The sequence below is a fragment of the Sinorhizobium sp. 22678 genome (assembly GCF_052044265.1).
GTDB classification, from domain to species: domain Bacteria; phylum Pseudomonadota; class Alphaproteobacteria; order Rhizobiales; family Rhizobiaceae; genus Sinorhizobium; species Sinorhizobium meliloti_A.
Window position 1 is genome coordinate 583,245 of the sequence record NZ_JBQEMS010000001.1, and the last position, 21,020, is coordinate 604,264.

Annotated in this window: 16 protein-coding genes; 3 read left to right on the forward strand and 13 right to left on the reverse strand. The window is 62.4% G+C overall.

The window, feature by feature from the left end; genetic code table 11:
* Positions 1-12 precede the first annotated feature (12 nt).
* From ACTJKL_RS02975 to ACTJKL_RS02985, 3 genes are all read left to right on the forward strand, one after another.
* Positions 13-735, forward strand: coding sequence for a heme-copper oxidase subunit III family protein (locus ACTJKL_RS02975; protein WP_275597468.1), 723 nt, complete (start codon positions 13-15; stop codon positions 733-735).
* A gap of 11 nt (positions 736-746) precedes the next feature.
* Complete coding sequence (locus ACTJKL_RS02980; protein ID WP_018095800.1) at positions 747-1,106, forward strand: cytochrome C oxidase subunit IV family protein; 360 nt, start codon at positions 747-749, stop codon at positions 1,104-1,106.
* A gap of 261 nt (positions 1,107-1,367) precedes the next feature.
* A complete protein-coding gene (locus tag ACTJKL_RS02985; RefSeq protein ID WP_275597467.1) occupies positions 1,368-3,929 on the forward strand; it encodes a GcvT family protein in 2,562 nt (853 codons plus the stop codon).
* A gap of 415 nt (positions 3,930-4,344) precedes the next feature.
* Here the strand turns inward: ACTJKL_RS02985 and ACTJKL_RS02990 are convergent, their stop codons facing one another.
* The 13 genes from ACTJKL_RS02990 to aldA all read right to left on the reverse strand — a co-directional run bounded on the left by ACTJKL_RS02990 (position 4,345) and on the right by aldA (position 21,012).
* Positions 4,345-5,385: an NAD(P)-dependent alcohol dehydrogenase gene (locus tag ACTJKL_RS02990; protein ID WP_440852127.1), complete on the reverse strand. Its 1,041-nt coding sequence runs from the start codon at positions 5,383-5,385 to the stop codon at positions 4,345-4,347.
* Between the two features lie 259 nt (positions 5,386-5,644).
* Entirely contained in the window at positions 5,645-7,105 is a 1,461-nt protein-coding gene (locus tag ACTJKL_RS02995) for a M20 family metallopeptidase (RefSeq protein ID WP_440852128.1), read from the reverse strand.
* A gap of 163 nt (positions 7,106-7,268) precedes the next feature.
* Positions 7,269-8,813 carry an ABC transporter substrate-binding protein gene (locus tag ACTJKL_RS03000; RefSeq protein WP_411933786.1) on the reverse strand — a complete coding sequence of 515 codons (1,545 nt, stop codon included), beginning with the start codon at positions 8,811-8,813 and terminating at the stop codon, positions 7,269-7,271.
* A 23-nt stretch (positions 8,814-8,836) separates the two neighbouring features.
* Complete coding sequence (locus tag ACTJKL_RS03005; protein WP_411933785.1) at positions 8,837-9,700, reverse strand: serine hydrolase; 864 nt, start codon at positions 9,698-9,700, stop codon at positions 8,837-8,839.
* A 1-nt stretch (position 9,701) separates the two neighbouring features.
* Positions 9,702-11,330, reverse strand: a complete 1,629-nt coding sequence (locus tag ACTJKL_RS03010; RefSeq protein WP_440852129.1) for a dipeptide ABC transporter ATP-binding protein — start codon at positions 11,328-11,330, stop codon at positions 9,702-9,704.
* Positions 11,327-12,145 (reverse strand): ABC transporter permease, encoded by an 819-nt coding sequence (locus tag ACTJKL_RS03015; protein WP_440852130.1) that lies wholly within the window; start codon positions 12,143-12,145, stop codon positions 11,327-11,329. The genes ACTJKL_RS03010 and ACTJKL_RS03015 overlap by 4 nt, the downstream gene beginning before the upstream one ends.
* On the reverse strand, positions 12,142-13,086 hold the full coding sequence (locus ACTJKL_RS03020) for an ABC transporter permease (protein ID WP_440852131.1): 945 nt from the start codon (positions 13,084-13,086) through the stop codon (positions 12,142-12,144). The genes ACTJKL_RS03015 and ACTJKL_RS03020 overlap by 4 nt, the downstream gene beginning before the upstream one ends.
* A gap of 179 nt (positions 13,087-13,265) precedes the next feature.
* The gene (locus ACTJKL_RS03025) at positions 13,266-14,171 is read right to left on the reverse strand and encodes a LysR family transcriptional regulator (RefSeq protein ID WP_411921566.1); all 906 of its coding nucleotides are present in this window, start codon (positions 14,169-14,171) and stop codon (positions 13,266-13,268) included.
* A 263-nt stretch (positions 14,172-14,434) separates the two neighbouring features.
* Positions 14,435-15,484, reverse strand: coding sequence for an ABC transporter permease (locus ACTJKL_RS03030; protein ID WP_440852132.1), 1,050 nt, complete (start codon positions 15,482-15,484; stop codon positions 14,435-14,437).
* Positions 15,485-15,493: 9 nt separating this feature from the next.
* On the reverse strand, positions 15,494-16,978 hold the full coding sequence (locus ACTJKL_RS03035; RefSeq protein WP_440852133.1) for a sugar ABC transporter ATP-binding protein: 1,485 nt from the start codon (positions 16,976-16,978) through the stop codon (positions 15,494-15,496).
* Between the two features lie 132 nt (positions 16,979-17,110).
* Positions 17,111-18,298: a sugar ABC transporter substrate-binding protein gene (locus tag ACTJKL_RS03040; RefSeq protein WP_440852134.1), complete on the reverse strand. Its 1,188-nt coding sequence runs from the start codon at positions 18,296-18,298 to the stop codon at positions 17,111-17,113.
* Positions 18,299-18,760: 462 nt separating this feature from the next.
* Complete coding sequence (locus ACTJKL_RS03045) at positions 18,761-19,534, reverse strand: SDR family NAD(P)-dependent oxidoreductase (RefSeq protein ID WP_440852135.1); 774 nt, start codon at positions 19,532-19,534, stop codon at positions 18,761-18,763.
* Between the two features lie 41 nt (positions 19,535-19,575).
* Positions 19,576-21,012 (reverse strand): aldehyde dehydrogenase, encoded by a 1,437-nt coding sequence (aldA, locus tag ACTJKL_RS03050; RefSeq protein WP_440852136.1) that lies wholly within the window; start codon positions 21,010-21,012, stop codon positions 19,576-19,578.
* Positions 21,013-21,020 lie beyond the last annotated feature (8 nt).

A 21,020-nucleotide genomic window follows, 5' to 3' on the forward strand; every position in this document is an offset into this window, starting at 1 on the left:
GAACCGTTGAACATGTCTGCACCGATGAAGAAGCCCGCAGCAGAAACGCTCCCGCGCCCCGCCGGTCTGGCCGGGCTCGCGTCGGACTGGGCCTCCGACCAGCGCACCTTCAAGGATGTCTCCTGGGGAAAGGCCATGATGTGGATCTTTCTCCTCAGCGACACCTTCGTCTTCGGCTGCTTCCTGCTTGCCTACATGTCGGCGCGGATGTCCACCGCCGTTCCATGGCCCAATCCGAGCGAGGTCTTCGCGCTCGAAATCGGCGGAACGCACATGCCGCTGATCCTCATCGCCATCATGACCTTCGTTCTCATTTCGAGCAGCGGCACCATGGCCATGGCCGTCAATTACGGTTACCGCCGCGACCGGCGGAAGACCGCGGCGCTCATGCTTCTGACGGCGCTTTTCGGCGCCACCTTCGTGGGCATGCAGGCGTTCGAATGGTCGAAGCTGATCGCCGAGGGTGTGCGGCCCTGGGGCAACCCCTGGGGAGCCGCTCAATTCGGCTCTTCCTTCTTCATGATCACCGGCTTTCACGGGACCCACGTCACCTTCGGCGTGATCTTCCTGCTGATCGTCGCCCGCAAGGTCTGGCGCGGCGATTTTGAAACGGAGCGGCGCGGCTTCTTCACCAGCCGCAAGGGGCGCTACGAGATCGTCGAGATAACCGGCCTCTACTGGCACTTCGTCGACCTGGTCTGGGTCTTCATCTTCGCATTCTTCTATCTTTGGTGAGGGAGGGCATCGTGGCTCACGCGGAAATACATCCGGCACAACCTGCGGTCGCCCATACGGAGCACCAGCAGCACCCGATCAAGCTCTACCTCCTGGTCTGGGGGCTGCTCTTCGTCCTCAGCGCTCTTTCATACCTCGTCGATTACTTCGGCCTGCAGGGCTATCTCCGCTGGTCGCTGATCCTCATCTTCATGATGCTGAAGGCGGGCCTCATCGTGGCCGTGTTCATGCATATGGCGTGGGAACGCCTGGCGCTGATCTACGCGATCATTCTGCCCCCGCTGCTGGTGCTCGTCTTCGTGGCGCTGATGGTGTCGGAATCGAACTATGTCCTCTTCACGCGCCTCACCTTCTTCGGTGGCGGCGAGTAAAGGCGGCTGCCGAAAGGTCGCGTTTCGGCGGCGCGTCCGCCTGCCGCCTCCCTGTTCGAGGAAAAACCTGTTCCTCGCCGCCCCGCAGGGTGTATTTTCTCGCTATATCAGCTAGATGAGCATCCTCGCGGCCGCGACCGTCCCCGCCCGCCGCCCGCAACATTCTGGTCGTGCAGCACGACGATTATGTCGTAGACAGGCTCAACTCGCGGCGCGGCAGGCTCTAATATCCGGCTTCAAAACCAAACCAGGGTCGCATCAATGGCAGAGTTTCCGGAAAAGGCGAAGGTCGTAATCGTAGGACTGGGTGGCATCGTCGGCGCATCGATCGCCCACCACCTCATCGAGCGTGGCTGGGACGATATCGTCGGCATCGACAAGTCGGGCATCCCGACGGATATCGGCTCTACGGCACATGCATCCGACTTCTGCTACACCACAAGCCACGACTATCTCTCGGTCTGGACGACGCAGTATTCGATCGACTTCTTCGAGAAGATGGGTCACTACGCCCGGATCGGTGGTCTGGAAGTCGCACGCACCGGCGACCACGTCTGGATGGAGGAGATCAAGCGCAAGCTTTCCTCCGCCAAGGCCTTCGGCACCCGCGCACATTATGTCTCGCCGGCCGAAATCAAGAAGCTGTTCCCGCTGATCGAGGAAGATCAGGTGATGGGCGGCATGTTCGATCCGGATGCCGGCCTTGTCATCCCGCGCTCGCAGACGGTGGCCGGCAAGCTGGTCGATGCGGCGGAAAAGTCCGGCAAGCTGCAGATATTCGGCAATACGCCGGCAACTGCGCTGCTTGTCGAAAACGGCCGTATCAAGGGCGTCGTCACACATCGCGGCACGATCATGGCCGACCATGTCGTCGTCTGCGCCGGCATCTGGGGTCGCCTGATCGCTGAAATGGTCGGCGAGGACCTGCCTGTCATGCCGGTCGATCATCCGCTCACCTTCTTCGGCCCCTACAACGAATTCGAAGGCACCGGCAAGGAAATCGGCTTCCCGTTGCTGCGCGATCAGGGCAACTCGGCCTATATGCGCGACACCGGCGACCCGAGGACCACCGAGGGCGGCCAGATCGAATGGGGCTATTACGAAACCGACAATCCGCGCCTCTGCCATCCGCGCGACATCCTCGAAAAGCACGAGGCACGCCTGTCGCCTTCGCAGCGCGACCTCGATATGGAGCAGATCATCGAGCCGCTCGAGCGCGCCATGGAACTTACGCCGATCCTCGGCGAGCTCGGCTATAACGAGGGCCACTCCTTCAACGGCCTGCTGCAGGTATCGGCCGCCGGCGGCCCCTCCTGCGGCGAGAGCCAGAAGGTACGCGGCCTCTGGTACTGTGTCGCCATCTGGGTGAAGGACGGACCGGCCTACGGCAAGCTGATCGCCGACTGGATGACGGACGGGCGTACCCATACCGACCACGCCTCGATCGACTACGCGCGCTTCTACCCGCACCAGCTCGAAGAGAAGTTCATCGAAGGCCGCTGCTTCGAGGCGGCGCAGAAGATCTACTTCCCGGCCGTGCATCCGCGCGAGCCCTATGCGAGCGGCCGCAACGTCAAGCGCTCGCCCTTCTACGAGCGCGAGAAGGAGCTCGGCGGCTACTTCATGGAACTCGGCGGCTGGGAGCGCGCCCACGGCTATGCCGCCAACGAGCACCTGCTCGAAAAATACGGCAACCGCATTCCGGTTCGCGAGAACGAGTGGGACAACCGCCACTTCTGGCGCGTTTCCAACGCCGAGCATCTGGCGATGAGCGAGGATTGCGGCATCGTCAACCTCTCGCACTTCCACATGGTGGATATCGAAGGGCCGGACCATGTGGAGCTTCTCGAGTGGCTTTGCGCCGCCAAGATCGGCGGAGACGGCAATATCGGGAAGGGCATCTACACCCACTTCCTCGATGACGAGGGCATGGTGCGGGCCGACTTCACCGTCTTCCGCATGAGCGACCGCTGCCGCCTCGTGAACGGTGCCGATGCCGGCCCGCGTGACTTCCACTATATGCGCCGTGTCGCGGAAGACCGGGGGCTCGACGTCACCATCACCGACGTTTCGGAGAAGTTCGTCACCATCGGCATCTGGGGCCCGAATGCCCGCGAAACGCTGAAGAAGGTCGTGGCGGAACCGGCCGGCCTCGATCCGGAAAATTTCCCCTTCGCCGCGATCAAGCAGATCGAGATCGCCGGCAGGCCCGTCTCCGCCTTCCGCATCTCCTATGTCGGCGAGCAGGGCTGGGAACTGCACATGAAATACGAGGACGGCCTGGCCGTCTGGGATGCGCTGCGCGCCACGGGCGTCATGGCCTTCGGCGTCGAGACCTACGCGAACTCGCGCCGGATGGAAAAGAGCCTCCGCCTGCAGAACGCGGATCTTCTCACCCACTACAATCTTATCGAGGCGGACCTTGCCCGTCCGAAGGTCAAGGAAGCGGACTTCCGCGGCAAGGCGAAGCATATGGAGTACAAGGCGCGCGAGCACCAGCCCGCCATGCTCTGCACGCTCCTCATGACCGAGAACACCGACAGGAACGGGGTGAAGCGTTATCCCGTCGGCAACCTGCCGGTCATGGACCCGGAGACCGGCGAGGTGCTGGTCGACGAACTCGGCCGCCGCTCCTACACCACCTCCATCGCCTACGGCCCGACGATCGGGAAGAACATCGCGCTCGCCTATCTGCCCTGGTCTTACTGCCAGGTCGGCCGCAAGCTCAATGTCGAGTATTTTGCCGAGACCTATCCGGTCGAGGTTGCCGGCGTCGGCTACAAGCCGCTCTACGACCCGGAGAACCTGAAGCCGCGGACGTAACCGGGCCGGAGAACCTGCCCGTGGTTTCAGGCCGATCCGGCGTGAAACCACGTGGAAGCTCTGGCCGGGTTTGTCGGCATGTTTCCTTGTTCGCAGTCGATCAAAGGACGAAAACATGCAGCATAAGGCGCGCGGCGCTGTAGGAGAGTTTTCGGAGGACTGCAACCTCTCCTCCCCTCATCCCTGTGCTCGTCACAGGGATGAAAGCAGCGCCGCGTCTGCGGCGCGGGAAGCGTTCTTTCAGCCCAAGGACTTGGTCTGGCTGGATTCCTGTGACAAGCACAGGAATGAGGGACCGGGATGTGCGGCTATTACAACCTTCGCTTGCGAATGTGCGAGGGAAGAGTCAACCTGTGACGCCGACCAGCTTTACCCCGGCACGTCACCCGCGTTCGAAGAGCCGCGCCACGGGCTCTTACGCCGGCATTTCGATCTGTATCTTCACGTCCGTGGGGCGCGCCTCGACGGCGCGGTCGAAGGCGGCGATACTCTCGTCGAACGGAATGGTAGCAGAGATCAGCGGTTTCAAATCGACCTTGCCGGAGGCGATCAGTTCGATGGCGCGGTCGTAGACATTGGCATAGCGGAACACCGTCTCGATCCGCAGTTCCTTGGCCTGCATACCGACGATGTCGAAGGGGACGGGGTCGACGGGCATGCCGACGAGCACGACGGTTCCGCCAGGACGCGCAAGACCCGGAAGAGGAAGGATTGCGGGTGCGGCCCCGGAGCACTCGAAGACCACATCCGCCCCCCAGCCGCCCGTCGCCTCCGCGAGAGCCTCGGATGCCGCCTGCTGGCGGACATTGATTGTCTCTATCCCCTCATAGGCGCCGATGACATCCAGTTTCGGCTGCGCGAGGTCAGCCACATAGACTTTGGAGCATCCCCCCGCGAGCGCGGCCAGTGCCGTCATCATGCCGATCGGGCCGGCCCCCATGACGACGCCGACATCCCCCGGCTTGATGCCCGCGCGAAGGGCGGCCTGCACGCCGATGGCGAACGGCTCGACCATCGCCCCTTCCGCGAAGGACACGTGGTCGGGGAGGCGATAGGTGAAGGCCGCCGGATGAACGACCTCGGGCGTCAGGCATCCATGGACCGGCGGCGTGGCCCAGAACCGTACGGACGGATCGACATTGTAGATGCCGAGCTTGGATGACCGGGAGGAGAGGTCCGGAATTCCGGGCTCCATGCAGACACGGTCACCCTTCTTCAGATGCCGGACTTCCGAGCCGACCTCCAGGACGACGCCCGCGGCCTCGTGACCCAGTATCATCGGTTCGTTGACGACAAAGGGCCCGATCTTTCCATGGGTATAATAGTGGACATCGGAGCCACAAACGCCGACGGTGCGGATTCCGATCAGCACGTCGGCGGGCGACAGATCCCGCCTGACCGGAATGTCGCGCAGCGACAATTGTCCCTTCTTTTCAAGTACAAGCGCTTTTGCCACTACCCGTTCTCCTCGTACAATAAGTTGCCGTTTACTGCCCTGGATCGAGATGGTTTTTGGGCCCGTGCCGCCTCTGCAGCAATTCCGGAAGACCCGCGCAGCGATTTCCGTCAGCAATTCCATCAAGTCAGAAGAGCTAGTGTGTTTTTGCGATTCGATGAAGAGAAGAACGCCCGGCGAAGCTTATTTGCCGATGCAGAACATCTCACGAGGTGGTGGGGACGGTCGACCCCTAACGGAAGGATCGAAACCGAAACCATCATCGGACCGATGGATCATGAAAATGCGACCCCGGCATGACATCGGCCGGGATGGGGCAGACATAGGATTTCCCGTCCGTCTTCTCCAGCCATTCCGCCCTGGCGGCGGCAAGCAGGTCCGGCGAAGTCATCAGCGACAGACCCGTCGTGGCGAGCGTCTTGGCGGCATGCGCCATGGCCTTGTGGGCGATCGGGCTTTTGCCCTGCGCAACGACCTGCCAGGTATGCGGGTTGGTGCCGATCGCCCATGCCGGCGCCCAGCACTGCGCCGTCGGCGTCACCCAGCTGACATCGCCGACATCGGTCGAGCCGGCACGGAAGTGTGAATGGCCTTCGAATTCGCGCAGGCCGAGATGCAATGGTGACGATCCATCGACATTGGCGTTGGAGAAGACGTCGCGCTTCATCTGGTAGAGGCGGATGCTGCTTTTGATTGCCTCTTGCGAGAACGTCTCCTGAATGGATCGGGCGAATGCGACGTCGGCCTCGTCGAAGGCGATCGGGCCGAGCGCCACCATATTGTCATGCATGGCGGTCTCGAGCGTGATATTGGGCAGGAGGTTGGTCGAGGCCGTATCGAAGACGATTTCCACCTCCGTCTCGGTCATCATGGCTGCGCCACGCGCCACCTTCTCGACGCGGCTGGCGAGATCCAGCGCCTGAGGCATTTCCGGCGCGCGGATCAGGTAGAGCACTTCGGCGTTCGCCTGCACGACATTCGCCGCCCTGCCCCCGGTATCGGTGATTGCATAGTGCACCCGGCAATCCGGCGGCATGTGCTCGCGCAGAAAGTTGACGCCGACATTCATGAGTTCGACAGCGTCGAGTGCCGAACGGCCGAGATGGGCTGCGTTCGCGGCGTGCGCGGCCACGCCCTTGAAGCGGTAGAAATATTCGAGAACGGCAAGATTGTTGGTGGAGCGCACTCCGTTGAACGGTGCCGGATGCCAGGTAAGCGCAGCGTCGACGTCGTCGAACAGGCCGGCACGCACCATGAAGGTCTTCCCGGAGCCGCCCTCCTCGCCGGGACAGCCGTAATAGCGCACCGTCCCGGGCAGATTGTGGGCCTTCAGATGCCGGGCGAGTGCGATTGCCGCCATCAGCGAACCGACGCCGAGCAGGTTATGGCCGCAGCCATGGCCACTGGCGCCTTCGACAAGCGGCTTCGCCTCGGCGATCCCGGCGGCCTGGCTCATGCTGGCGAGTGCATCGAATTCCCCCAGAAAGGCAATCACCGGCTTGCCGCTGCCGGACTCGCCGATGAAGGCCGTGCCCATGCCCGCCACGCCGCGCCGAACGGAAAAATCATTGTCTTCGAGAGCCTTGGCAAGCAGCCCGGCCGAGCGTTGCTCCTCGAATTTCAGCTCGGCGAAGTCCCAGATGCTGTCGCTCAAGCGGGTAAACTCCGGTTTCATCGATTCGATCGCCGTGGCGATCGAGATCACGTCCTTTCGGTTCATGACATGTCCTCGTATTTCGAAGGGCGGGCGCAGGAGATCGGCCCGGCGCCTGCGGCGCTGCGCGTCTCTTCAGACACGCAAAGGTCGCTTCGCCGGGTCGGTCCGATGGGTGATGGATTGGCCGGGTCGGTGTTCTGCCGCCCGGCGCAGGCGATCAGGGGGCTCAGTCGGCGACCGACACCTCCCAAAGGCGGGCGTTCGACTGCCAGACCGGCTGACCCTTCAGCTTCCTGGTCGCGCCCCAGACATCGACCATGTCGTAAAGGAAGATGCCCGGCATTTCCTTCAGCATGAGCTCGTGGAACTCGTCGAAGATTTTCTGGCGCTTGCCCTGATCAGCCTCGGCATAGGCTGCGTTCATCAGTTCTATAGCCTTCGGATCGTCCCACATCAGGGAAGCGTTCTCGTCCTTGTCGCCAACGTAGAAGGAATACATCAGGGCGGGGTCGAGACGCGGCGCGACCGACTGCGAAATGACCTGGTAATTGCCGGAACGGCGGCGGTCGACCTGAGTTGCGTAGTCCAGAACCTCGATCTGTACGTTGAGGCCGGCCTGCTGCATCATCGCCTGCGCCATGACGGCGGCCGGGAAGCTCGGCACATTGCCGCGCTTGTTGGCGATGATCGAGATCGGCTCGCCGTTGTAGCCCGCATCCGCCAGCTCCTTCTTGGCGGCCTCGATGTCATAGGGAAGACGCTTCTTCTGCGTTTCGCTGAAATAGACCGAGTCCTGCGACACCATCGAGCCGTTCGCCTCGCCCGTGCCGTTGGAGGCCGCAGCAACGAGCTGATCCAGATCGAGCGCCATCGCCATGGCGCGGCGCACGCCCGGATTGCTCAGGACCTTGTCGCGGGTCTGAATGTAGAAGAGGTTCTTGCCGTTATTGCGCGCGACGATCAATTGCATCGTTTCGCTCGACTGGAATTCGGGAATGAGATCCGGCGAGATTTCCGCCGTGTCGAGCACACCGGATTCCAGACCTGCCTTCACGGTCGAGGCATCCGGAATGACCATGAACTTGACACCGTCTGCAAGGGGCCGCTTCGAACCGACCATGCCATCCGGCTTTCCTTCGTTTGCCGGCGATACATAATCCGCGAATTTCTCGAGATGGATGTACTCGCCTTTCTTCCATTCCCCCCACATGAAGGGGCCGGTCCCGATCGGCTGGACGAAGCTGCCGTCGGCAGCGACCGATTCAGGCGAAATCATGCCGGTAAAGCCGCATTCGGGACGCGACATCAGGCCAAGGAAAACGGCCGACGGCTTTGCGAGCGTGATCTCGACGGTTGCCGCATCTGTGGCCTTGACGCCGGCGACAGGCGCGGCCCCGCCTTCTGCGAAATCTTTCAGGCAGGTCCACTTCGTCTCGGGCTTGAGGTAGCGCGTCCAGTTCCACACCACGTCGTCGGCCGTCATCGGTCTGCCGTTGTGGAATTTCACGTCGGTGCGCAGCTTGAACGTATAGGTCAGCCCATCGGCCGACATCTCGAAGCTCTTGGCCAGGAGCGGCTTCACTTCGCCGACATTGTTGTAGCCGACGAGGCCTTCGACGATGTGCAGGATGATGCTGTCGGTATTGCCGTCGCGGTTGACGCCCGGATTGTTGCTGCGCAGATCGGAGCTCTGCGCGATCGTGATGTCGCGTGCTGCTGCCATATTGGCCGTGGCGAGCAGTGCGGCGCCCGCAAGAAGAAGCTTTTTCATTGTTCTACCCTCTTTATTGATCGTTATGAGTGGAATCCGTCCCAGCAGGCACGCGAGAGCCTGCCGATCGTCTCGAGCGCCATCGTGTAACCCGGTGTGCCGTCCGGCATGACCTGCGGCACTTCGTCGGTATAGGCGGAGATGATGTAGAAGGGGGCGCCATCGCGATAGACGATGCCGGCATTCATGCGGCCGCGCTTGCCCGTGCCGCCCTTGTGCGCAACCACCGTACCGAACGGCAGGCGCGACGGAATAGCATAGCGCAGGATCTGGTTCTTCAGCGTCTGCAAGGCATAGGCGCACAACTGCGGCGATGTGCCGAGCTTCGCGATCGCGTCGGGAGAGGTCTGCGCGTCCAGGATCGTCTGCAACAGAAAGGCCTGGTCGCGGGCTGTCGTGGTCGTGACCGAGGTCAGCGAATGGTCCGGCGGCAGGGCCAGCGGCGGAATGAGGAAGCGATGATGCGTACCGTGCATGCCGATCGATTTGCAGTAGCTGTCCACTTCCTCCAGCGTCAGACGCTCGAACACCATCTTGGTGCAGACATTGTCGCTCAGCACCATCATACCGGTTATCGCGTCGCGCAACGAAATCACGATCCCGGGCGTCAGATACCGGAACATGCCGCTCGCGACTTCCTCGGCAAAGCGGGCTTCGTAAGTGATGGGCTCGTCGAGATCCAGCCGCCCCTCGTGCACCGCCTTCAGCGCCGCCATCATGATCGAGGTCTTGCGCGTGCTGGCAGAAGGCGTTTCCTCGTCGGCCCCGCGTTCGATCGCCTCTCCGGTCCTGAGGTTGCGCACAACGAAGCGTGTCACGAAAGGCTGCGCGTCGCAGATCTCCGCAAGCCTTTCCTTCACCGGGCCAGAATCGGTTAGCCTATCCACATCAATTCTCCAGACGCCATTTGAGTGTCACGCCGCCCTTTTCGTTCTGGTCGAGGGCGGGAATGGCCGAGAGAAGCCGGCGCGTATAGGCTTCCTTCGGACTGTCGAAAATCGTGTCGCGATCTCCCTCCTCGATGATCCGGCCGTCCTGCATGACGACGACGCGGTCGGCCACCTGTTCGACGACGCCGAGGTCGTGACTGATGAACAGGCAGGAAAAGCCGTAGCGTTTCTGCAGATCCGAGAAGAGATCGAGGACCTGCGCCCTGACCGTCACGTCGAGCGCGGATACCGGTTCGTCCGCGATCAGGAAGCGCGGGCGCCGCGCGATCGCACGCGCAATGGCGACGCGTTGGCGCTGACCTCCGGAGAGTTCGTGCGCATAGCGGCCGGCATAGTCGACCCCGAGACCGACTTCCTCCAGCGTTTCCAGGGTACGCTTGCGCTTGGCCTTGCCATCGAGGCCCGGGACCAGCCTCAGCGCCTCCTCGACCAGCGCGTCGATGGTCATGCGCGGATCGAGCGATGAATAGGGATCCTGGAACACCATCTGGCAGTTGAGCCGATAATCGGTCCAGTTTTCGGTGCGCGGCCGTCCCTGGAACTGGATGCGGCCCTCGCTTTCCGTGACGAGACCGGCAATGGTTCGGCCGAGCGTCGTCTTGCCGGAACCGGAACCGCCGACGAGTGCCACGACCTCGCCCTCGTGAATGTCGATGCTGACGCCATGCAGCGCGCGCTTCGGCCTGTTCTTCCTGAACAGCGACTTTCGGCCTGCATAGTCCACGATGATATCGCGGGCCGAGATCATGGGCACCCTCGTCATGTCGATCTGGCGCGGCCGGCCGCGGAAGGGCAGCGAGGAGAGGAGCTTCTTTGTGTAGGGGTGCTGCGGTGCCTTGAGCAGGTCCTCGGTCCGGCCGTGTTCCACGATCGAGCCCTTTTCCATCACGACGATACGGCTCGTGTAGCGCGCCACCATCGGAAGATCGTGGCTGATCAGCAAAACGGCCGTACCTTCCGCCCGCGTCAGATCCACCATCAGTTCCATCACGTCGCGCTGGATGACGGCATCGAGTGCGGTGGTCGGCTCATCGGCAATCAGCAGCGCCGGCTTCAAGAGCATGACGGAGGCGAGCATGATGCGCTGGCGCATGCCGCCTGAAAACTCGTGCGGATAGGAGGCAAGCGCCCCCTCCGGATCGCGGATTCCGACCCGCTTCAACATGTCGAGGACGAGGGAGCGTCGCTCCTGCGCCGAGGCCTTGGTGTGCAGGATGAGGCCTTCCTCCAGCTGCCGGCCGATCGTCATCGACGGGTTGAGCGAGGTCATCGGCTCCTGGAAGACGACGCCGATCTCTGCGCCGCGCAGATGGCGAAGCTCATTTTCCTTCATCTTCAGCACGTCGCGGCCCCTGTAGGACACCGACCCGCCGGCGACCTTGACGGTCGGCGGCAGCAGCGAGATCAGCGCTCGGGTCGCCAGCGTCTTGCCGGAGCCGCTTTCGCCGACGATGCCGAAGATCTCGCCCGGCGCGAGGTCGAAGGAGACCGACTTGACGACCTGATGGCCGGTTCTTGCGACTTCAAGCGAAAGGCCGCAGACGGTGAGAAGCTTGTCCATCGTCATTTCAGGCCCCTCATGCGCGGGTCGAGCCGGTCGCGGAGCGCGTCGCCCAGAAGATTGATGCCAAGCAGCGTCAGCGCGATGCACAGGCCGGGGAACAATCCGAGCCATGCGGCCTGCTGGAGGAATGGCCGCCCGGCCGCCAGCATGTTGCCCCAGGTCGGCGCCGGAGGCGGCACGCCGAGGCCCAGAAACGAGAGCGCGCTTTCCGACAGGATGGCCCAGCCGAACATGGAGGTGGCGAGAACCGTGATCGGCGCCACGCAATTCGGCAGGATATGGCGCAACATCGTATAAAGTTCGCCATTGCCCATCACCCGCGAGGCCTCGATGAACTCCCGCTCCCTCAGCGAAAGCACGGCGCCGCGCACGACGCGCGCCATGGAAGGCGTATAGGCGATGCCGAGCGCGAAAATGATGCCGTACTGGTTGGCGCCGAAAACGGCGAGCAGCCCGAGCGCCAGCAATATGCCGGGAAAAGCGAGAAGCGCGTTGTTGACAGCCATGATGATGCCGTCCACCCAGCCGCGCGCATAACCGCTGATGAGGCCTATGAGCGTCCCCCAGACAGTGGCGAAGCCGACGGTGAGCGCGCCGATCCAGACGCTGGCTCGGGCGCCGACCATCAGGCGGCTCAAGACGTCCCGGCCGAATTCGTCGGTGCCGAGCAGATGCGCGCTGCCGGGAGCTGCAAGCCGCGCGGTGAAGGAGAGTTTCATCGGGTCGAACGGTGTCCAGAAGAGACCGACGGCAGCGGTGACGATCAGGATGGCGATCAGGATGCCGCCGATCAGTCCGTTGAGGGTGAAGTTTTTCATTCGGCGACAACACGCGGATCGAAGAGAGGGTAGAGAAGGTCGACGACGAGGTTGACCAGCACATAGGAGAGCGAAACGAACAGAAGGCATCCCTGGATGACCGGGTAGTCGCGCGCGAAAATGCTGTCCACCATCAGTCGGCCGAGCCCCGGAATGGTGAAGACCGTCTCGATGACGGCAATGCCGCCCAGCAGATTGCCCAGGATGAGACCGATCATCGTCCAGGTCGGACCGAAGGCGTTCTTGAACGCATGGCGCCAGAGCACGGCGCTTTCCGACAGCCCTTTCGCACGGGCGTGGGTAATGTAATCGAGACGCAGCACTTCCAACGTGGAGGCACGCGCCATGCGGATCAGCACTCCCGCTTCATGGATGACCAGCGTCACGACGGGCAGGACGAGATAGAGCAGACCGGCGGTCAGATTGTCGCCGATCGAGACATAGCCCAGAACAGGCAGCCAGCCGAGTTCAAGCCCGAAAAGCAACAGCAGCAGCAAGCCGAGCCAGAAGGTCGGGATGGACAGAAGAACCGTTGCCGTTCCAACCAGAGCCAGGTCCGTCAGGCTGTTCTGACGCCACGCGGCAATTACGCCGGCCGGTACGGCAATCAGGCTTGCCAGAAGCACGGCGACGACCACGATCTCCGCACTCACCAGAAAGCGCGAAACGACCAGCGGCAGCACGGCCTCGTCATTGACGATCGAGCGGCCGAAATCGCCTCGCAGCACATCGCCGGCCCAGATCAGGAATTGCTGGGGCATGGACTTGTCGAGACCGAGCTCCACGCGCATTGCTGCGATCTGATCGGGCTGAGCCATGTCCCCCAGCATCAACGCGGCGGGGTCACCGGGAATGAAGCGGATCAGTGCAAAGACCGCCACGGCGACAAGCACGATCGTCGGAATCGCCACCATCAGACGGCTCAGGATAAAGCGTAGCATCGGTTCCCCACGATTGATGGTCGAGTTGAAATCGAGCCATCATCGGTTTCTTCGGCCCAGACTATGCGGGAATGAGGAATGCCGCGCAATATTATGCATATTCGTCATAGCCTTATGCGGGCTTTGGAAGATTGCGGAGCAATGGAACGGAGGGCTTAAAAAGAGCCAATATTTTGCTTTTATTGATCTTCTTGCGAAAGCCGGATCTGCTTCTTCAGGGCGTCGCTGAGCGCCTGGGCGGCGATGGAGAGCGGAACTCCGGCGGCACGCACCAATCCGAATTCCTGTGTCGCGCGAGGCACGAACGGCCGGTATACGACGGGCAGGTGACGGTAGAGATTCGCATAGAAGCTGCTGATGATCGACACGCCCAGTCCATGCGCGACATAGGAACACGCCGAACTGTTGGTGTGGGTTTCGATCTTGACCATCTGCTTTACCCCCGCCCGCTGAAAGGCCTGGTCGAGCGCCATGCGGTTCGGCCGCTGCCGACCGATCAGGATCAGCGGCACGTTTCTCAGATGCTTGATGGTGATCTCGGGCAGTTCGGCAAGCGAGTGATCCTTCGGAACGACGCAGACGCTTTCACCGCTCGCAACCTTGTCGATCGCAATGCCCGGCCCCGTTTCGCCTTCGATACGTAAAAAACCGAGGTCGATCACGCGTTCCTCGACCAGTTTGGTGATCGCCGTGGTCGTCTCGAAGAACGTTTCGATGCGAACGCCGGGAAAATCCCTGACATAATCGATCAACATGGCGGGTGCGAAATTTTCCCACATGCTGCTCGGCAGCCCAATGCGGACGATCTCCGGCCCGGAGGAGCCGTTGCGAAGGTCCTCCGCATGGCCGGACATGCGCTCGATGGCCAGCAGGACGTTTTGCGCATCACGCCCAAGAACCGTCGCCTCCGGAGTCGGAATCAACCGGCCCTTCTCGCGGGCGAAAAGCGTGATGGCCAAATCGCTTTCAAGCTGCTGCAGCATGCGGCTCACTCCCGACTGGCTGAGACCCATGGCCTTCGCGGTTGCGATGGTCGATCCGGTTGCAAGGAGTGTCCGCAGGACTTCCAGTTGCTTGATGTTCATGGGGTCAACACCTTCGATGGCGGCATGTTCGTCCCGGCTAGCCGGAAATGCCCTGCTGAAAGCCGGCGGTATCTTCGACAGAGGAAGCTCTTCGTGGCCGACAAAGCAATAGGTGACCGCCAGATAGAGCGTTTCACTGTGTCATTTAAAGACTGAAACGCTCTGTCGCTTTGAATCTAGGCATGTCCCGACGGAAAACCGCGCACTCTTTCCCGCCTCCGCTCGATTGCAGCGCCGGGCTCGAGCCTTGCTCTTCATGGACCTCAAACGCGGGTCATGCTGCGACGGCGCCATTGGTCGAAGATCACCACGACCACGATGACGACGCCCTGCGCGATGCGCTGCCAGAACGGGCTGACATCGAGCAGGTTGAGGCCGTTACCGAGCACGCCGATGATGGCCGCGCCGATGATCGATCCCCACACACCGCCTTCGCCGCCGAAGAGATTGGTGCCGCCGATGACGACGGAGGCGATCGAACGCAGCTCCTCGCCATCCGCCATAAGCGCATTGGCGGAGTTGAGGCGCCCGACCAGGATGATACCCGCGATCGCCGCCAGCAGGCCGGAAATGGCATAGGTCATGATCTTGGTCCGGGAAATGCTGATGCCGGACGAATGGGCGGCCGCACGGTTGCCGCCGACGGCATAGATCGCTCGCCCGAGCGCGGTGTAGCGAAGCACGTACCAGCCGGCAGCCGCGCAAAGGAGAGCGATGAGCGCGCTCACCGGCACGCCGAAGAGCTGCCCGCCGCCGACCCAGATCAGGCTTTCGGGAAGTTGCCGGCCGGCATTGAAGGAGGGGACGGGCAGGCCGTCGGTGACCAGGAGCGCCGCGCCGCGGAAAGCCGTCATCGTGCCGAGCGTCGCGATGAAATCCGGGATCTTGAACTTGGAGATGAGCCAGCCGTTGAGCGCACCGGCGCCCATGCCGATCAGAATACCGATGAGGATCGCCGCCGGCGGCGGCACGAAGCCGAAATCGATACCGAACAGCACGAGCGGCTGCGTGAGCAGGACGGCGGTTATCGAGGCGGAAAGCGCCGCAATGGCCGCGACCGAAAGATCTATGCCGCCCGTCAGGATGACGAATGTCTGCCCGACCGCGAGAATGGCAACGAATGCGGACTGCCGTGCCACGTTGGAAAGGTTGTCGAACGTCAGGAAGTTGGATGTGGCAAAGGTAAGATAGGCCATCAGCAGGACCAGGGCGATCAGCGGACCAGCCTGGAAGACGACCGCCTTCAACTTCGCCTTACGGGCACCAGCCGCACCGGCCGGGATGTCCGGATTCTTTTCCGCACGCATATCCATTCCCACTCCCTAGCTTGCATATCGCAGCAGGTTCTGCTGCGATATCTCTTCCCTCGGCAGCTCCGCCGAGAGGCGTCCGCTCCGCATGACCAGCACGCGGTCCGCCATGCCGATCAGTTCGTTGAGCTCCGAAGAGATCATCAGAATTGACGCGCCTTCCGACACCAGCCGGCTCATCACCGCGAACACTTCTGCCTTGGCGCCGACGTCGATGCCGCGGGTCGGCTCGTCGAAGATCAGGATTCGCGCGCCGCTCGACATCCACCGCGCCAGAATGACCTTCTGCTGGTTGCCGCCGCTGAAGAAGAACAGCTTGTGCGTGGCCGACGCCGGACGGATGCGCAGATCGGAAATGTAGCGGCTGCCTTCCTCGCGCTCGCGCGTAAGATCGAGACGCGACAGAAGCGACTTCCCGGAAAGCCAGGAGAGGCTGAGATTGGGACCGACCGGCTGCATCGGCACGAGGCTCTGCCGGCGGTCGCGCGAGATCAAGCCGAGGCCGGCCGCGATCGCGTCCGAGGAATGCCGGAAGTCCGCACGCTTGCCCCCGACCTCGATCGAGCCGGCCTTGACCGACTGCAAGCCGAATAGGGCGTTGGCAATCTCGGCCTGTCCCGCGCCCATAAGCCCGTAGATGCCGAGGATTTCGCCGCGGCGGAGGATGAACGAAAGATCCTTGAGCGTGCGGCCGGAGGCGAGGTTTTCGACGGCCAGCACGGGCGCCCCGAGTTCCACCGTTTCCTTGGGAAACTGTTCTTCCAGCCTGCGGCCGACCATCAGCCTGATCACCGTCGCCTCGTCCGCCTTATCGGCGGGCAGCGTCTCCACGACGAGGCCGTCGCGCAGCACCGTAACGCGATCGGCGATCATCGGAATTTCCGAGAGGTGATGGGAAATGTAGATGATGCCGTGACCGCGCTGTTTCAGGCGACGAATGACATCGAAGAGCCGGCTGCGCTCATTATCCGAGAGTGCCGAGGTGGGCTCATCGAGCAGAAGGATGCGCGGGCCGCGCTCCAGGACGCGGGTAATCTCGATCAATTGCTGCTCGGCCACTTCGAGGGTGCGCACTTCGGCCGTCGGGTCGATGGAAACGCCGAGCGCCTCGAGTGCGCGGCGCGCATCCTCGTAAGCCTTGCCCCAGTCTATCCTGCCGAAAGCCTTGCGCGGCATCCGGCCGAGCAGGATGTTTTCGGCGACGCTGAGCGCCGGGATAAGACTCAGTTCCTGATGCACGAGGCCGATGCCGAGTTCCGTGGCAAGCGTCGGCGTCAGCGCCGAAACCTTCCGGCCACCCACCACGATTGCCCCGCCCGTCGGCGCATGCTCGCCGGCGAGAATCTTCATCAACGTCGACTTGCCCGCGCCGTTTTCGCCGAGAAGCACCTGCACCTCGCCCGCGCGCACCTCGAGCGAGATCGACTTCAATGCCACGACACCGGGGAAGCGCTTCTCGATATTCTCGAGCTTCAGAAGGATTTCGTGTTGATCCATGCCCCACAACTACCGCTAGGAACTGGCACGGAACGTGCCCTTTCTATCTCTGCATGCCGTTTGCATCTGCATACAAGCGGCGGCGCGGAGCACCCCTCTCTCGAGAGGATGCTCCGCAGCCCTGGGAGAAGCTCAGTCGGCTTTCTTGCAGTTCGCCCGGATGGTCTTCCAGTCGATCGGCTCAAGCTTCGGTTCCGGATAGAAGTTGCGCGCATTCGCCTCGTAAACGCTGCGCGGGCGAATATCGAAGGTCTTCGGCACTTCCAGGCCGCAGGCGAGTTCGACGGCAAACTTGGTGCCGAACCAACCCCAATCGGCGAAGCCGTGGGTCGTTTCGGCGATCATCTTGCCCTCGGCTATGCGGTCGACCGACTCCGGCGTGACGTCATTGGTGAAGATCGCCACCTTCTTGTCACCGACAGTCGCGCCGTCCTGTGTGGTTTCGAGCCGGTTCTGCGAGCCGGCGACGAGCATCGCGCCGAGGCCCATCTCGTTCGACGCCGCCCAGATGAAATCGAGATCGCCCTGATTGGCCTGCAGGATGTCCTCGGCGCAACGCGTGCCCTTCTCGCGGTTCCAGTCGCCGGCGCAGGTGCCGCCGACGATCTCGATACCCGGGAACTGCTCGAGCACCTTGCGGAATCCGTCGAGGCGGGCCGTCGAGAAGAAGCCGCCGGCAACGCCCTCGATGATGGCACCGCGCGCCTTGATCTTGGCCTTTTCTTCGGCCGAGAGCTTGGAAGCGATATCCTCCCAGAACTTCAGGTCGAGATAGGTGCCGGGTTCGACATCGACCTTGTCGCCCCTACCGAGCACGCCCGGACCGCCGAAATAGTCTACGACCGAATAGGCGCTCACCTCCGCGCCCTGCGTATTGTCGAAGCCGATGTAGGACGAGACGTCAACGCCGTCGATCGGCTCGAGCAGATTGACGACGACGACCGGGATACCGGCTTCCGTCGCGCGGGCAAGGGCCGGCTTGACGGTCGCGACTTCAGCCGGGGAAACGGCGATGAGGTCGACCTTACGCTGGATCATGTCCTCGATGATGCTGACCTGCTCGGCGAAGGCCGTGGGGCTGGTGGGCGACTTCGTCAGAACCTTGACATTGAAACCATTCTTATTGGCGTCCTCGGCAGCCAGTTCGAAGAAATTCGTGGCCGTCTTGAAGACGCCGGTAATGTCCGGCGGCACCCAGCCGATGGTAACGTCGATATTTTCGCCGTCCTGCGCAACGGCCGGCACAGCGCCCAGCATCGGCAAGAGTGCGATAGTGGCCGCCGCTGCGAACAGCGATGATTTTGCGAGCTTTTTGAACATAGCTCCCCTCCCTCTCGAATTCTCCTCCACACGTGCGGCGGACGCCGATCGGCTTTCCCACTCTCACGCAAGGACATGCTAGACAATGCCATTTCGTAATTCAACTACATTTTTTGGTGATTTCGCTTGCGACAAGCCATTCCTCGCTTCAGGGAAACGCCAGAAACTTGGCCGTACACCAGGGAGCACTAGATGAATCAGACAGGAATCTATGCTGGATATGTAGCTTGACTACGTAAAACCCAGGAGCAATAGGCACCGACAGGAAATCACTGTCGACGCTTATTTATCATGTTGTACGTATAGCGTGTCATGCTGATAAATCAAACCGGGATCGGGTCCCCCTCCTCCCAAACCGCAATCCCGGACGGAAAACTGCTACGCACTTTTCCTGGAATTGCTTTGGTCGCTTAACCGCAATCCCGGACGGAAAACCGCTACGCATTTTTCCTGGAATTGCTCTTACCAGCAGGTATAGCCGGCATCCGCGGCAACGATGGACCCGGTCATGAGGCTGGAGGCGTCGGACGCCAGGAAGAGCACGACCGAGGCGATCTCGTCCGGCTGGCCGAGGCGATGCATCGGCGTCATGTCCAGCCATTGCTCGTACATCGGCTTGTCCTCCTTGGCGAAAGTCAGAAGCGGCGTGTCGATATAGGTCGGCGCGACGGAGTTCACCCGCACGCCGCGGGTCGCCCACTCGGCAGCAAGCGAGCGGGTCAGGTGATGGACGCCCGCCTTGGCCGCATTGTAATGCACCTGCTGTTGCGGCCGGTTGACGATGGTGCCGGACATGGAACCGATCGTGACGATCGATCCCCCGCCCTTGGCCAGCATATGCCTGCCGAAGGCCCTGCAGGACCGGAAAGCGCCGCTGAGATTGATGCCGATCATCCGCTCCCAGTCTGCGTCCGAGAGCTCTTCGGCCGGAACGCCGGCATGGGCGATCCCGGCATTTGCAACGAGGATGTCGGCCGCCCTGCCGCCATCTGCCAGGCGGTCCGCCACCGCATTGATGGAAGCGCTGTCGCCGATGTCGATCAGGTCGGTCTCGACGGCATATCCTTTGGCTGCCAGCGCGGCCCGACCGGCTTCGCAGCGCTCTACGCTGACGTCGGTGAGCACGACCGCCGCGCCGGCTTCGCAAAGCGCTTCCGCGCAGGCAAGCCCGATCCCCTGCCCGGCTCCCGTCACCACGGCCACGCGGCCGGAAAGATCGAATTTCTTAAGGTACATACCATTCCTTTCTGGCCGGGCACTGCCGGTCCGTTCCCACCTCAGCCGTGCTGGATATAGACGGCTTGCGTTTCCATGTACTCGTAGAAACCGTGCTTGCCGTCCGCACCGCCGATTCCGGATTTCTTGCGCCCGGCATGGAAGCCCTGATAGGCCTCGCCGTTTTCCCGGTTGATATAGGTCTCGCCGAACTGCAGGCGCCGCGTGACGCGCATCGCCTTGTTGAGATCCTGCGTGTAGAGCGATGACGTCAGACCGTATTCGGTATCGTTGGCGAAGTGGACCGCCTCGTCCGCATCTTCGACGACGGCGACCGGCGCGACGGGACCGAATATCTCCTTGCGCATGATCTCCATGTCCGGGGTGCAGCCGGTAAGCACGGTCGGTTCATAGTGGTGGCCGCGATTGCGCTCGGCGCGCTTTCCGCCCAGCACCACCGAGGCCCCCGCCTCGCGTGCCCGGTCGACCATGGCCTCGACCTTGTCCAGTTGGACCGCATTGACGAGTGGCCCCATGTCGACGGTCCGCTCGGCGATCGGATCGCCATAGGTGACGGCCGCCATGCGTTTTATGAAGCGCTCCGTGAATTCGTCCGCCACCTGCCGCTCGACGAAGATGCGTTCCGCGCAGTTGCAGACCTGCCCGGTATTGATCACGCGCGACGCCGTGATGGCCTCCACCGCGAGGCCGAGGTCGGCGTCCTTCAATACGATCGCCGGGGCCTTGCCGCCGAGTTCGAGGTTCACCCGCGTGAGATTCTTCGCCGCCGCCTCCATGATGGCGACGCCCGTCGGCACGCTGCCGGTGAAGCTGACGAGATCGATGCCCGGATGACCGGACAGGGCGGCGCCCGTCGTGCGCCCGCGCCCGGAAACCATGTTGAACACACCCTTCGGCAGGCCGACCTCATCCGCCAGCTCGGCGAAGAGAAACGCATTGAGCGGCGTTTCCTCGCTCGGCTTGATGACGATCGTATTGCCGGCAACGAGCGCCGGGGCGAGCTTGCGTCCGATCAGATAGAACGGAAAGTTCCAGGGCAGGATGCCGGCGACCACGCCGACCGGCACGCGATTGAGATAGATCGTCTCGCCCTTTCGGTCGCTGGCGATGATCTCGCCCTCGATACGGCGCGCCCACTCGGCCATGTAGTCCATCAGCCCGGCCATGCCGAGCACCTCGCCCCGGGCCAAGGATAGTATCTTGCCCTGTTCGCGGGAAATCGTTTCGGCGAGAACATCGACCTTGCCGCGGATCTTCTCGGCGATCGCCTTGACATAACCTGCCCGTTCGATGGGCGGCAGTTCCGACCAGGCGAATTGCGCCCTGCACGCGGCGTCGACGGCCGCATCGACGATCTCGGCCGGACCGTCCGGAATCTCCGCGATCTGCTCCGCGGTTGCCGGGTTGTACACGGCGATGCGGTCGGAGGTGCGGTCCTCGACAAACTGGCCGTCGATGTAGTGCGTGTTCCTGGACATGGTGTTTT